The 14,379-nt window shown below is 35.5% G+C and carries 13 protein-coding genes (1 of these 13 running past the window's edge); 4 read left to right on the plus strand and 9 right to left on the minus strand.

From position 1 onward, the window contains the following. The 4 genes in view from tsaB to rpmH are tightly spaced (at most 45 nt apart) and all read right to left on the minus strand, a layout consistent with a single transcriptional unit that may run on beyond the window. A protein-coding gene (gene tsaB / locus MM213_RS07240) for a tRNA (adenosine(37)-N6)-threonylcarbamoyltransferase complex dimerization subunit type 1 TsaB (protein ID WP_241410884.1) crosses the window boundary here: on the minus strand, positions 1–535 show its 5' portion. Its footprint begins 155 nt before the window's first position; the window shows 535 of its 690 coding nt (coding positions 1–535); it begins with the start codon at positions 533–535; the stop codon falls past the left edge of the window. A 10-nt stretch (positions 536–545) separates the two neighbouring features. Further along, entirely contained in the window at positions 546–2,216 is a 1,671-nt protein-coding gene (locus tag MM213_RS07245) for a S41 family peptidase (protein ID WP_241410886.1), read from the minus strand. Positions 2,217–2,222: 6 nt separating this feature from the next. After that, entirely contained in the window at positions 2,223–2,600 is a 378-nt protein-coding gene (gene rnpA, locus MM213_RS07250; protein ID WP_241410888.1) for a ribonuclease P protein component, read from the minus strand. A 45-nt stretch (positions 2,601–2,645) separates the two neighbouring features. Further along, positions 2,646–2,804, minus strand: a complete 159-nt coding sequence (gene rpmH, locus MM213_RS07255; RefSeq protein WP_014772384.1) for a 50S ribosomal protein L34 — start codon at positions 2,802–2,804, stop codon at positions 2,646–2,648. A gap of 141 nt (positions 2,805–2,945) precedes the next feature. On the opposite strand from rpmH, the gene MM213_RS07260 reads away from it, so the two are divergent. After that, positions 2,946–4,625 carry a M61 family metallopeptidase gene (locus MM213_RS07260; protein ID WP_241410890.1) on the plus strand — a complete coding sequence of 560 codons (1,680 nt, stop codon included), beginning with the start codon at positions 2,946–2,948 and terminating at the stop codon, positions 4,623–4,625. Positions 4,626–4,833: 208 nt separating this feature from the next. Here the strand turns inward: MM213_RS07260 and MM213_RS07265 are convergent, their stop codons facing one another. From MM213_RS07265 to MM213_RS07285, 5 genes are all read right to left on the minus strand, one after another. After that, positions 4,834–5,568 carry a LolA-like protein gene (locus MM213_RS07265; protein WP_241410892.1) on the minus strand — a complete coding sequence of 245 codons (735 nt, stop codon included), beginning with the start codon at positions 5,566–5,568 and terminating at the stop codon, positions 4,834–4,836. Between the two features lie 68 nt (positions 5,569–5,636). Continuing rightward, complete coding sequence (locus MM213_RS07270) at positions 5,637–7,679, minus strand: M16 family metallopeptidase (protein ID WP_241410894.1); 2,043 nt, start codon at positions 7,677–7,679, stop codon at positions 5,637–5,639. Between the two features lie 24 nt (positions 7,680–7,703). Continuing rightward, complete coding sequence (locus MM213_RS07275) at positions 7,704–9,032, minus strand: M16 family metallopeptidase (protein WP_241410896.1); 1,329 nt, start codon at positions 9,030–9,032, stop codon at positions 7,704–7,706. A 242-nt stretch (positions 9,033–9,274) separates the two neighbouring features. Beyond that, positions 9,275–9,889 carry a hypothetical protein gene (locus tag MM213_RS07280; RefSeq protein WP_241410897.1) on the minus strand — a complete coding sequence of 205 codons (615 nt, stop codon included), beginning with the start codon at positions 9,887–9,889 and terminating at the stop codon, positions 9,275–9,277. A 223-nt stretch (positions 9,890–10,112) separates the two neighbouring features. After that, complete coding sequence (locus MM213_RS07285) at positions 10,113–10,874, minus strand: ABC transporter substrate-binding protein (RefSeq protein ID WP_241410899.1); 762 nt, start codon at positions 10,872–10,874, stop codon at positions 10,113–10,115. A gap of 460 nt (positions 10,875–11,334) precedes the next feature. On the opposite strand from MM213_RS07285, the gene MM213_RS07290 reads away from it, so the two are divergent. The 3 genes from MM213_RS07290 (at position 11,335) to MM213_RS07300 (ending at position 14,324) form a co-directional block, all read left to right on the plus strand. Then, positions 11,335–13,275: a sensor histidine kinase gene (locus MM213_RS07290; RefSeq protein ID WP_241410901.1), complete on the plus strand. Its 1,941-nt coding sequence runs from the start codon at positions 11,335–11,337 to the stop codon at positions 13,273–13,275. A gap of 1 nt (position 13,276) precedes the next feature. After that, complete coding sequence (locus tag MM213_RS07295; RefSeq protein ID WP_241410903.1) at positions 13,277–13,903, plus strand: response regulator; 627 nt, start codon at positions 13,277–13,279, stop codon at positions 13,901–13,903. Between the two features lie 145 nt (positions 13,904–14,048). Beyond that, positions 14,049–14,324: a hypothetical protein gene (locus tag MM213_RS07300; protein WP_241410905.1), complete on the plus strand. Its 276-nt coding sequence runs from the start codon at positions 14,049–14,051 to the stop codon at positions 14,322–14,324. Positions 14,325–14,379 lie beyond the last annotated feature (55 nt).

Consider the following 14,379-nt stretch of genomic DNA (forward strand, 5'->3'; position numbering starts at 1 on the left):
GAGCATTGGGATGATTTAGGATCTCTTTGGCCTTAGACATTCCATCTCCAAGGAAATAAACATTCCCTTTGCTTAGATACTCTTCAAAAGGATTTGACTCTAGAACTACAGGCTCTGCTGTTTTAACAACCTTGCCCTCAAAATCAATTACACTTGCGTAAACTTCCATCCTCCTCGCATCAATCATCGGGATCACAAAATCGCCTTTCAAACATAAGGGAACTGCTTGGGCTGCCAATGACTCCAACGTACCTACAGCGATCAAAGGAATATCCAGCGCAAAAGAAAACCCCTTGGCAATTGACACTCCAATTCTCAAACCTGTATAAGAACCAGGGCCACAAGAGACAGCTACTGCATCTAAATCTTTACTAGCTAAATCTAGCTGATTCATTAGGTTAGAAATGACACCCATAAGTTTTTGGGAGTGCACATTGTTCAGATGAACTTCATTCACCCCTAAAAGCAAACCATCTTTATGAGCGGATACAGAACAGACCTGCGTTGCTGTCTCTATGGAAAGAATCAAAGCCATAAATGATAAATTACTTTTTCTTACTTGAAGCAGAAAGGATATTTGAAATTTTGACAGGCTCAGAAAGAATCTTTACAGCTTCCTTTATGTCCACATCACTTTTCAAAGAAGCCTCTATCACACCTTCTTGATAATAATATCTTGAAATCAATTCATCTGACAAAGCATCTTTAATTTCAGACTTGAAAGTGATCAGATCTTGCTCCTTGCTATGAGTCACTTTTTTCTTTAGAGCTTCTATTTGCGTTTTGATATCGTCATAATATTTTTCCTTCTCTGCATATTTCTCCAAATCATCGATTGATTTTTCTACATAAGTCGTATAATCATATTCCTTACCTTCTAGCCATGCTACAAAATCATCGTAAACTTGGTCTGAAACTTCAAACTCTCTAGGGGATGGAATCTCCTTGTTTTCTATAAAAAACTTATTCCCAAAATCGAAAACATGATTTCTGGCTACAAGACTGTAAGTAATCGGAGCGTAAGTAGTGGATTCTGTTTCTGCATCTGGTTCGATCCCAGCTCCATCTAGCACAAGCCTTCCATTTTTCGTTTTAAATTCATTTCTCAATGAATCTGGAATTGAGCTTACTTTACCTGAACCATCCTTTTTACTATAATCTATTGCTTGGATACATCTTCCGCTTGGAATGTAGTATTTTGCAGTGGTCACTTTTACTTGTGAATTGTAAGAAAGCGGAATAGAAGTTTGAACAAGACCTTTTCCAAAGGTTTTTTTACCGATCAAAATTGCTCTGTCATAGTCTTGCAATGCACCCGCTACAATCTCAGATGCAGAGGCACTTCTTTCATTTATCAATACTACTAAAGGAATATCCTTATCTAAAGGTGATTTTGTTGTTTTATATACAACATTCACACTTTCTAACTTTCCAATGGTACTTACAACTTCTTTTCCTTTCGGTATAAATAGGTTTACTATTTCAACAGCTTCTTTCAAAATCCCTCCTGGGTTATCCCTTACATCGAGAATCAGCCTAGAGATACCTTGTGATTTCAAATCCACCAAGGCTTTTCTCACATCAGATGCTGCGTTGGTAGTAAAATCAGTAAGTTTTATATAGCCTGTCTTATCATCGACTTTCCCATAGTAAGGCACATTACTGATGACAATCTTCTTTCTTACCAAATCCACAGAAATGGTATCGTCTCCCCTCTTGACTTGAACGTTGATGGATGTATTTGCAGGTCCCTTTAGCAAGGCAGATATATCTGCTGTTTCTTTTTCACGGACATCTACAGTATCTACCTTCAAAAATTCATCCCCAATCCTCAGCCCTGCTTCTTGAGCTGGGAAGCCTTTATATGGCATCAAAACCATATTTTTCCCTGTCCTATTTCCAATCAAAGCGCCAACGCCAGCATATTCTCCAGTAGTCAATAACCTGAAATCATCCGCATTTTCTTCAGGAATATATTCAGTATATGGATCAAGTTCTTCAAGCATTGCATTGATACCAACTGTCACCAAATGCTCTGCGTCAATTTCATCAACATAATATGAGTCCAATTCTCGAACTAATGAGGCAAAAATGTCAAGGTTTTTGGCTATGGTAAATAACTTGTCATTTTTCAAAGTGAAAGAAAAAAGGATACCTCCCATCAAGATGGCAAGGACAAGTCCAATAAATGATTTGTTTTTGAATTTATTGATCATAAATAATTAGCTTTCACTGGAAAGGTGATCCAGCTTTTTGAGAATTTTTTGAATAACAGGTTCTATGCTCTTGAACGTAGAAATGTCAGAAGAAACGTAAATAAAGGCAATATTTTTTATGCTTTTATTTTTACCTGTCAACAAGTGCTTGTTAAGCCTATAAGCTTCCTTGATTCTTCTTTTGACATGGTTTCGGTCAACAGCTTTTTTTATTTTCTTTTTTGAAACAGAAAAAAGTATCTGATTAGTTTCAATTGAATTTTGAGGGCTCTCAAAATAGAGGACTTTGAAGGGGTATAAAAAAAAAGAGGAACCTTTATCAAAAAGTTCCTTTATTGACTTTTTAGAATGTAATCGTTCATTCTTGGAAAGTGTGTAATTCATTGCATTTTTATTTACGTACTCAACATACGAAATCAATGCTGAGAATTATTTCTTAAGTGTTTTTTCAGAAGAAACTGTAAGCTTGTGTCTACCTTTTGCTCTTCTTGATCTGATTACTCTTCTACCGTTTGCAGTAGACATTCTCTCTCTGAATCCGTGCTTATTTCTTCTTTTTCTACGAGAAGGCTGAAATGTTCTTTTCATGACGCTATGATTTAATATTTTTTGTGCTTTCCTATGACTTCCTTCTAAGCTTCACCCTAAAAAGGACTGCAAAGATAGATAGGTTTTTTTTATTTACAAATCAGTCGATTACTTTTGTTTAAATCCTTTTGACAAAGATACATGCAATATTCAATATCCCGAAATTCAAAAACTTCTCAATTCATACAAATCACCTTAAAGATTCAGTGCAAAAGTACGGAAAATATCCATCTTCAACTAGCAGCTTGGAGACCCGGTCGCTATGAGTTGGCGAATTATTCTCAAAAAATCCGTGCTTTTGAAGTGGTGCTTAAGGGAGAAAAAATCCATTTTTCTAAAATCACCAAAGATCTTTGGCAGTTTATAGCAAGTGAAAATGGCATTTATGAGATTACTTATGAATTTCACGCTTCTCAAATGGATGCAGGAGGGAGTTGGTCAGACGATAGGCAGCTATACTTGAATTTTACAAATTTTATTTTTGAAGTCTCCGGTCGTGAGTCAGAAGAGATCATTTTGGAAATAGATCTGCCACAAGATTATAAGATTGCTACGCCACTTTTTTTCCATTCAGAAAAAAAATGGAAAGCAGAATCATACCAGCATCTAATAGACAGTCCATTTTTAGGAAGTAAAGATTTAACACATTTTTCTTACAAAACCCTAAGTTCCAATTTCCATCTTTGGTTCAATGGTGAAATACATTTTGATGTGGACCGCTTGATCAGCGTGTTCAAATCATTCACAAAAATACAAATAGAAGCATTTGGTGATTTCCCTGCTGAAGATTATCATTTCATTTTTCAACTTTTGCCCTATTGGCATTATCATGGGGTGGAGCATCAATTTTCAACGGTTATCACTTTTGGGCCAGCATTGACATTGGGAGAGGAAAGTCAAATGAAAGAATTGATTGGAGTAAGCTCGCATGAATTGTATCACTTTTGGAATGTCTGTAGGATCCGTCCAAAAGGCCTAACACCTTACAACTTGGCAAAAGAAGTCTATCTGGATTCGGGCATTGTGCTTGAGGGAGTAACCACATATATGGGAGACTTGGTTTTGATGCAGTCTGGATACTTTAGCTTGGAGGAATATTGTGGTGAAATTCTCGACAAACTTCTGCAAAAAGAGTTTAACAGTTTTGGTTGGCAAAATCAAAGTATTGTAGCATCTAGTCTGGATTTGTGGCTGGACGGATACAAAATTGGCATTCCAGATAAGAAAGTAAGTATTTATAACCGTGGGGCATTGATTTCACTTTGTTTGGATTTAATGCTGATCAAAAACGGCTCTTCCTTGTCATATGTTATGAGAGAAATGTGGCTGGAGTATGGGAAAACAGGGATTGGATATGAATTAGCAGATTTTGAAAGACTGGTCAGCAACAAACTTGACAATGAAATGAAATTCAAAAACTTCTTCAATCAGTTTGTTTTCGGTACTGAAGATTTGCTCCCACTGCTCAAAGCACTTTTGATGGAATTTGGAGTTGAAATAACAGAGACCTTTGATAAAAACGACCCTTTACTCCATGATTTTGGGATAAAAATGGTGGAAGGCAAAGTAAAGCTAATTCATCCAATAAGCGATGCATACCAGAAACTAATGCTTGAAGACAGGATACTGCAGATTGGGACGAGCGACATGACCATGTCACTTGAAAATCCAGAAAAGGGACTTCTTTTAGTAGTAGAAAGATATGGAAGAAAAATTGATGTACAGCTTGAATCCGAAAAGCTCAATGTATATCCCAAACTCACTTCAAAAATAAAAGAAACCAATAAGCTGACCGAATTTTGGGTTGGGAAAGGTCGCTGAAACAAAAAAGAGGAGGTTTCTGCAAACCTCCCCTTTATTTTATGTTGTTTATAATAATCCACTTTCTTTCCTGTAGCCATTTATAATATTGTATGGAGTACAATTCAATCAGCTGTAGATTGATGACTTCAGACAGTATCAATTATTTCGCATAGAAATATGTAAAATATTTACCTACTAGTGTCATTGCGGAAAATCATAACACTTTTTATTTAAAATCTTCGTCAGTCAATTCTCGATTGAATTCGATGGTGGTGAATTTAGTTTCGAGTGCAAAAGGAAGCATTGGGCTCTGAATAGTAGCGGTTTGAGGAATCAATACACCTTCGATTTCTTGATAATCTGTGTATGTAATATCTCCCGCTGCATCAGAACTTGTTTTTAGTTTCAAGCCAGATTTAACGCTGAAATACTCCAGTGTCTTCATGCCATTCGGCAAATTCACTACTAAAACATGAGCTTCTTCACCATTGACTTCTTCAGTCCCCCTTAATTCAAGTTCTATACCCAACTCTTCATATCTTGTTTCAGGAAAAATATATACTTGAAGCACTAAAGAACTGATCATTTCTTCTGGAACAGGTTGTTCTTGTCCCATAACAGTCATCGTACACTTACCATCTACCAAGATAGTTTTTTGCTGCACATTCCCCATAGCTGACACCTGCTGCTTCATTCTAACATTTTCTGAATCAGATATGGTTAGCATTTCGATTTTCGCACCTTGAAAGTCTGCTTCAGCCATCATGTATACATTTCTGATTTTATCTACATTTTCTTGTCCACCTATTGCATTGATATAATTTGCAATGACAGTCTGCGGATCGTTTTCTAAAGCTAAGAATTCAGTATTCTCATATTTAAAAGAAACAAGGGAACTGGCAACTGAGCCCTGGTAAATCCCTAAGGCCAAAACTGGAATTATAAGTAATTTAAATTTCATATTTTTTGATTTTGCTGTGGTTAAAATGTAAAAAAAAGCTAGGCTAAAAGCAGCCTAGCTAAATATTATCAATTAAATTCAGAGGCGTCAATTTTGCTGTTAAACATAACCTCACTTACAATTGCATCTAAAGGAACAGGAATCATTGGGGATTTAATGATCATTTTCATTGGATACATCACTCCATCCACAGCTTTGTAATCTGTGTAAAACACTTCTCCAGTTTCTTCACTTTCTGACTTTATTTTTAAACCTGTTTCTACACTATAATAATTGATAGTGGTAGAGCCCATTGGGTTAGAAACAAGGACCTTGTAAGCATCTTCCCCGTCTACGTCTTTGATACCATCTACATCCAATGTATATCCCAATGATTCAAAATGCAACTCTGGAAAAATAAACATACTCATTTTTGCTGCTTCAAACTGTTCGTCCGTTAGAGTTTGCGATCCACCATTTGCCTGCACCACTCCTTTTCCTTCTTTTAAGAGTGTATTAGACATAACATTGCCACCCATACTTACTTTATTGGAAAAAGCTTGGTTTTGCTCGTCATAATAGTAGTCAAAATCAAGTTTCATCCCTTGAATTTCAGCCGAAGATTTGACAATAGAAGTTTTAATAGCTTTTACATTATCTACTCCGCCAATTGATGTAAGGTAATTATTAATCACACCATCAGCAGTGACATTCGCATCCATTGCAACCAATCTCTCAGGCTCTCCCATATTTGTAAACATTTTTACTTCACCAAATGCCATCAAGCTTTCCTTCACTTGTGCTCCATTTCCTACCACAGTGATGTACATATTATCTGGCTGTAAGAATTTTTTGGCAGCGGCATTGACATCCTCTACCGTAAGGGCATTCAAGCGCTGTAGGTATGTTGCATAAAAATCTTTTGGCAATCCATAACGTTCCGTATTGATTGCAAAATTTGCTACCGTACTTGGACTTTCTAAAGACCTTCCGAAAGAGCCACTAATGTTTGATTTTGCCGCATCCAATTCAGCTTGCGTGATACCATTATCTCTCATGTTTCTGATTTCGTAAATGATTTCATATACCGCTGAATCAGTAGCTGACCCCCTCACACTTGCATCAGCAGAGAAACTTGCAACAAGTCTATCAGAGCCTATTCCTGCGTACGCCCCATAAGTGAAACCTTTGTCTTCACGTAGGTTCATGAATAATCTTCCAGAACCTCCACCTCCAAGTACTTGTCCTAAAACTCTACTAGCCAAAAAATCTTCACTTGGCAAATGGTTTTGTACTGGGTAAGTAATACTAATTACTGATTGTTGAGATGCGGATCTATCTACCAGAGCAACTACATTTTCAGATGGTGCTTCAGGAATGGCATACTTAAAAGTAGGCACATCTGCTTTTTTCCACGAGGAAAAGTGCTTCTCCACCATTTTTTTTGCTTCTGATAAACTTACATCTCCCACAATTGCCAAATAAGCAATATTTGGTTTGAAGAACGTATTGTAGTAGCTTTTAATATCTTCTACCGTAATATTTTCAATTGTAGCTTCTGTCTCAGTTTCTCCATAAGGATGAGTAGAGCCATAGACTAATTTTCCAGACAACACACTTGAAATACTACTAGGATCATTTTTAGCCAAAGCCAAACCTGATTTAGACTGAGTTTTCAATTTTGCTAGTTCATCTTCAGGGAATAATGGATTGTAAAGCACATCTGCCATCAATTCCAAAACTTTCTCCTGATGTTTGGTCAAAGTCGAGGCTGTCAAAGAAGTGGAAGAAGCAGAAATCCTAGCTCCAAGAAAATCGATTTCCTCATTGAACTTATCTTTTGATCTGTTTTTAGTACCTGCAGTCATCATCTCACCTACAAAACCCAACATTCCGGCTTTATCACCTTCAAGAATTGGATCTCTGTCCAAGATCAATGAATAAGTCACTCTTGGAAGTTTGTTGTTTTGAATAACAAAAACCTTAAGTCCATTTTTCAAAGTAAATGATTCTGCGTCTCCAAATCGAATTTCTGGTGCCGGACCTGGTTCGGGAAGTTTCGATCTATCTATCTGAGCTATTGCAACAGTAGAAAAAATGGAGAAAATAAAATATATAAATAGTTTTTTCATGTTTATCACAATTAAGTTTTGAACTTATTCAGTTGTATCTGTTGGTTTAGGAAGATATTTCAACACTACTCTGCTGTCTTTATCAAGATACTTTTGAGCAACTCTTTTGACATCCTCCGCTGTTACTTTTCTGAATAAATCCAGTTGGGTATTGACATAATCGGCATTGCCATAAAACACGTGACCTTGAGCTAATGACTGTGAAATGTTTGCTACAGATCCAAAGCCATTGATAATTTGATTTTCTTTGATATTTATCAATTTCTGCAAGTCGTTTTTATCGATACCGTTGGTTTTGACTTGATCCAACACTTCGTCGATAGCGACATTCAAATCATCCACATCTACTCCCATATTTGCGATAGCAAGTACAAGAAACATACCCCCGTCTTCCAAATCATTTGGGAAAGCAACTGCTTGAATCGCTTTTTGGCTTTTGTCCACCAATTCTTTGTACATCAAAGAACTCTTTCCTGACAACAAGTAAGTACTAAGTAAGTCCAAAGCATAGGTATCAGGATGATCTTTTTTAGGCATTAGGTAGCCTTGGAAAATCGCCGGCAACTGAATGTTGTCATACACTACATCTTCGATCTCGTTGCTTAACTTCTGAATCTCAATATTAGGTCTGTAAGGTTCGATTGTTCCTTTTGGGATTTCTTCGAAATATGCTCTTACCAATCTCTCAGTTTCTGCATAATCAATGTCACCAGCTATAGAAAGTGTGGCATTGTTTGGCTTGTAATAAGTCGCATAAAACTCCATGAATTCCTCCAGTTTGGACGCTTCCAAATGTTCAGCGGAACCAATGATTGGGGATTTGTAGGGATGGTTTGGATATAATCTAACTGGAATTTCTTTTTGAAAAGAACCATATGGCCTCTCTTCCATTACCTCTTTCATCTCCTGCTTGATAACCTCTCTTTGGGTATCGACACCAACCTGATCTACTTTAGCTTGAAGCATTCTTTCAGACTCTAGATAAAGTGAGAGCTCTAATTGATTAGATGGAAGGATTTCGTAATAAATTGTATAATCTTGGCTAGTACCTGCGTTTAGAGTACCTCCAGCAGACTCTACGATTTCGAAAAACTTCCCCCTTGGAATGTTTTCAGAGCCTTCAAACATCAAATGCTCGAAGAAATGTGCGAAACCAGTTCTTTCTGGGTTTTCATTTTTGGAACCTACATGATATAACACTGATGTAGCTACAATAGGTGTTGTATTATCCTGATGAAGGATAACATGCAACCCATTATCCAATGTGAATTCTTTGAATTCGATTTTGTTTTGACCAAAAACCGAAAACACGAAGCACACACCGAAAAGTGATAACAAAGCGGATTTTCTCATATAATATATAGTTAATAATTAATTTGTGATTGCTTTAGATACAATAACCATACTCGATAAATTGTTTGAGCGGAAAGAATAAATTTTATTTAGCCTAAAATCTGTTTTAAAAGGACTTGAAAGTTAATATCTGGTGATAACATTACCAATATTTAAATCGAACAAATCTTACTTTTTTAATTTTTGACCGAATATGGACATCTATTTTCAGTATACTGTTCGGAATCGGTCATGTCAAATCTTTACAATCCTTCTGAATAAATATACATGAAGAGTGTTTGAATATCTTTTTTAATTGATTTGGGATAAACTGTATTATTGTCCAAATGAGTAGTCCGAACATCTAGTTCGACCAAAACATCTTTTTCAGCAAGATCATAAAGTATGTAGTTCGTATGAATCCAATAATCAGGGTAAGTCCATAATGAGGATCCTACCACAGAACTGTTTTGATTGGATTCATTATAAAGCATTGTTGCCCCTAGCTTACTTAATCGAGCATATTTCTTATTTACAATTTCCAAATCAAGTAGATACCTCACCCCTAAATCCGCATACAACTTTTCTCTATTTCTTTCAGTTGTAAAATCACTTATCCCTACTGATTTTAATTCGATTTCGTGATAATCAGTGTCCCAAACCTCTCTAAAGCCATAGCTTTTCAATTCTTGAGGAAGGGTTTCCAGAAATGTCCTATAATCCTTTTGGGAAAAACCTGCTGGTAAATTGACCAAAATAATCTCCCCTCTATCAAGAGGTGGAAGCATAGAGTTGACATGGATCTGTTGCACTATTTGTTGAACAGGTTTTCCACAAGCAAACAAAAGGAGAATAAGTAAATAATTAAAGTATCTCATATTCAATAAGCTTTCAAAAGTTGAAAGAAAAACCTCTGACCGATTAAGATAGTTTATATTAATTCAATATCAAAAAGCAAAATTCAAAATGGCTAATCAAAAATACTTTACCCTACCAAAGAGGTCTTTAAATATAACTTATTCTCGTTATTAAAACCGAAATAAGTAATGCTCAATCCTGCTAAAGACCTCTTGGAAATGATAGAACAATAATCAGGTCACATTATATTTTAGATATATAATTTTTGAAATATTTCAACCTACTCCCATACCAGCTAAAAATCTCTCCGTCAACCAACTGGATGGTAGAATCTGGCAGGATTGCCGAAAATTCATCCAGATGTTTTTGCTTGAATGGGTATGGTTCTGAACTTAGAAGCAAAAAATCCGCGTTCATTTCGGTGAGTTCTTTCAACGAAAGCTCTGGATATCTGCTTGCACTTACCAAATTCTCGTAACCTGCTCGATCAAGCATATCGTCTATAAAAGTATTCTTACCTGCTACCATGATTGGATCTTTCCAAATTAGGTATACTGATGTCCCCTTTTTCTTGGGAACATAATCCATATCCTTTTGAATCATATCAACCAATTGCTGTGCTGCTTCAGACCTTCCTGTGATTTCCCCAATCCCAAGCATCATCTCCATTGCATCGCTTAGATCGAAGATATCACTCATCCAAACCGGATACTTTTCCGCAAGCTTCTCTATTCCCTCCTGATAATTCTCTTCCTTGTTGCCAATAATCAAGTCAGGCTTGAGCTGATCAATTTTATCAAAATGAAAATTCTTTGTTCCCCCAATGATTTGCTTTTTCTCTTTGAATCCTTCAGGATGAACACAAAACTTGGTTACCCCTACTATCCTATCCCCTAAACCAAGATCCACCAAAAGCTCAGTCTGTGAAGGAACCAATGAAATAATTCTCTTCGGACTTTCGGAGATAGTTACTTTTCTTTTGAGTTGGTCGGTGAAGATGGGCATTAAGTTTGGGATTATTTGCTATTGGATTTTAATGAAAGTATGGACAACTTTTCCTCAAAGATAGAATCCAGGAATGGAGAAACGAGAACTCTGTTTATGTAAATCAGTTTGAATTTTATCAGACCAATGACGAGGATTTTCAATCAAAGTAGCGGACTGATTCATTTAAGGAATTTTAAGCGCTGGTGTAATAATATAAAAAAATCGTAACACACTCTGTATTTATCAATAAATTAATGCGTATTCACAAATGGTCATTTGATCTATTTTCTACCAAAAGATTAGACAAAAAGTGATATTTTAGGTAAACAAAGTGTTATTTTTGAATCTAATAATCAGCACTTTAGTCCCCATGCCTACCTATCACCTACATTTGAAATTCTACCAAATCTGCATAATTTGTGTAATCTTACTCAGATCTCACACAATAAACGCTCAGAATCAAACAGTTGATTCACTCATGATCGTTTTAGAGAAAGAGCAAAACCCCCAAGAAAAATTTCAAATATTAAATAAGCTCATCCCGCTATTTGATAGAAAATATGACCGTCAGCTAGTCATTTCGTATTACAAGTTAGGCATCTATTTCGCTGAGCAAACAGAGAATTTCATGGAGTTAGGCAAATGGTCAAATGAACTCTTTGAGATTTACAGATTGGAGTCTGGCAATGAGGAGGAAGCCCTAGTGCTTATGCTGAAGGCAAAAAAACACGTAGATAAAATCAACGACACCCGAATTAAAGGAAATGTTTTTCTAAAACTTGCGGCAGCCTATTATGATAAAACGGACTTTTCGGAAGCAATTGAACAATACTCAAATGCCGAGCAGGAATTTTCCGAGAACGACTCAATTTTCATAGCTGACGCGCTATTCTTTCGAGCACAGGCAAGAGATTATAAAGGTGAACTGATAGGTGCAATGACTGACTATCAAAAAGCAAGATTGTACTATGAAAACTTGCATGATAGTGACTATGTAGAATTTGTCAACAATGGTATGGCTGTATTATATAGCAAGTACAATATTTTTGAAGAGGCCGAAAAAATCAGACTTGACCTCGCAAAATCCTATCTTCAGCAAGACAAAACTTATGAATGGGCCGTCACGATGTATAATCAGTCACGGGATTATCTAAAGCAAAACAAGCTAGAAGAGCATTCTATCACTCTAACTAAAGTGTTTGACAAAATAAATAATGATCCCACAATAGACCCTGAGATAAGGGCAATTATTGGCCTCTCATTGTCAAATTTCTTTTCACAAAAAGAAGATTTTAAAATGCAGAACAAATATTTTTTAGAAGCAAAATCAATCATTGAAGAAGAACTGCAAGGTTCAAGCTTTATAAAACTGCCCTATTTAAAGTCAAGAGTTTTAATTTTGGAAAGTCAAAAAGAAATAGACCAAGCCTCCCAACTAATTAGAGAATATAGGGAGATGGCAGTATCTGCAGCCAATATGGATCAAATTATAGATGCATATTTGATAGAATCTAGAATTTCAGAAAAACGTGGGGATTATAAGAATGCTTTCATGGCTCTTTCAAAATATCAAAACTTCAAAGACTCTATATTTCAGTCAAACCAAGCCAATACATTTAGTTATTATCAAACTCTCTATGAAACTGAGAAAAAAGAAAGGGATCTACTCTTAAAGACCCAAGAAATCTCAGATATCAATGAAAAAAATCGTACAAAAACTAGATATATCATCACAATATCCATTTTTATCATGACCATTATGTTATTATGGTTTTTGATTAAGAATCTGAGAGATGCCAATAAGGCAAAAAAATTGCAAGAAAAATTCAGCCAAGACTTGCTCCTAAGTCAGGAAATCGAACGCAAAAGAATATCTAAGGATCTTCATGATGGACTTGGACAAAGCCTCCTATTGATAAAAAACAAAGTGGTATTGAACCGTGACACTGCCACATCCGAACTGCTCAACCATGCCATTGAAGAACTAAGAGGGATCTCAAGATCCCTGCACCCTTTCCAATTGGAAGAACTTGGAGTGACTGGAGCTATTCAAAACTTATTAGATCAAATCGATTCGGAAACAGATATATTTGTCTCATCTGAATTAGACGATATTGATGATCTACTTGATAAAGATCAACAACTTCATGTTTATCGCATAGTTCAAGAATCATTTAACAACATTATAAAGCACGCTCAATCGTCGGCTGTGAAGGTATCAATGTTTAAATCCAACCGAAAAATCTCTTTATCAATTCAAGATAATGGAATTGGTTTCGACTTTTCGGAAAAATTTAATGATTTTAAAAGTCTAGGTTTGAAAACTCTTAAAGAAAGAACAGCTACCTTGGGAGGTACTATGAAAGTAGAGTCTGAGTTAAATAAAGGAACAACCTTCACTTTTTTAATATTTACATAAAATGAAAATTGATTTAATTATTGCAGATGATCATCCTTTACTCCTAAAAGGACTTAGGGACTTTTTGGAGGAAAACAATTTCAACATCATAGCCCAAGCAAATAATGGGAGAAGTGCTTTAGAACTAATTGAAAAACACAAGCCCTCAATAGCTATCTTAGATTTGGAAATGCCAGAAATGACAGGCTTAGAGGTAGCAGCTGAATGTAAATTACGTAAAATTCAATCAAAAATCATTCTGCTTACCCTTCACAAAGAAATCTACATTTATCAACAAGCCAAAACTCTAAACATTTCAGGATACTTATTAAAGGACTTCGCAATCGAAGAACTAATCAATTGTATAAATAAAATAAACAAAGGAGAAGACTATTTTAGTGGAAAACTTTTTCCAGAAGAGCGTAACCAATTAGATTCAAAAATGAATGAAAAACTTACACCTTCCGAGGTTAAGATATTGAAACTTATTGCGGATGGTCTATCATCAAAAGAAATTGCCAATAAACTTTTTATAGCCGAGAGAACTGTCGACAAACATAGAAGTAATATCATATACAAATTGAATCTAGACAAAAAACACAACTCACTATTGATCTGGGCTCAAAACAACAAAGGTATCATATTCTAAACAAGCATATTCCCTACTTATGAAATAATACACAATGATACTATAGAGCATTTTTTACGATTCAAAAAACAAAATATAGGTGTTATTACGTATTGAAACGAGGTGAATTTAAATCTACCTTTGAAGAGTACTTAATTAAATTGTTATGGAAATCACATGTGCTTTTGGAACTTTCAAGGTTGTTCAAACTGTGAAAAATAAAGATGAGTTATTGATTATTTCCAAATGGAAAAGTCTTTGCAGTGTTTTTGGAAGTAATAGAATTTTTTTGATAAACAAAAAAGAAGAGATATTTGGGATTTACATTTGCAAACAAGAGTGTGCTGAAAAATTGATAAACCTTATAAAAAGTATTGAGTATAAAGATTGGGATCAATTTAAAATCAGTAGCGAGATCTTCTCATCAAGAATGCTAGCTTAATAATTATGATTTTAACTTTTATCATTTTGCAGTAAACTTCTAGTATTGCATTTCA

It is taken from the genome of Belliella alkalica, assembly GCF_022549785.1.
Classification (GTDB): domain Bacteria; phylum Bacteroidota; class Bacteroidia; order Cytophagales; family Cyclobacteriaceae; genus Belliella; species Belliella alkalica.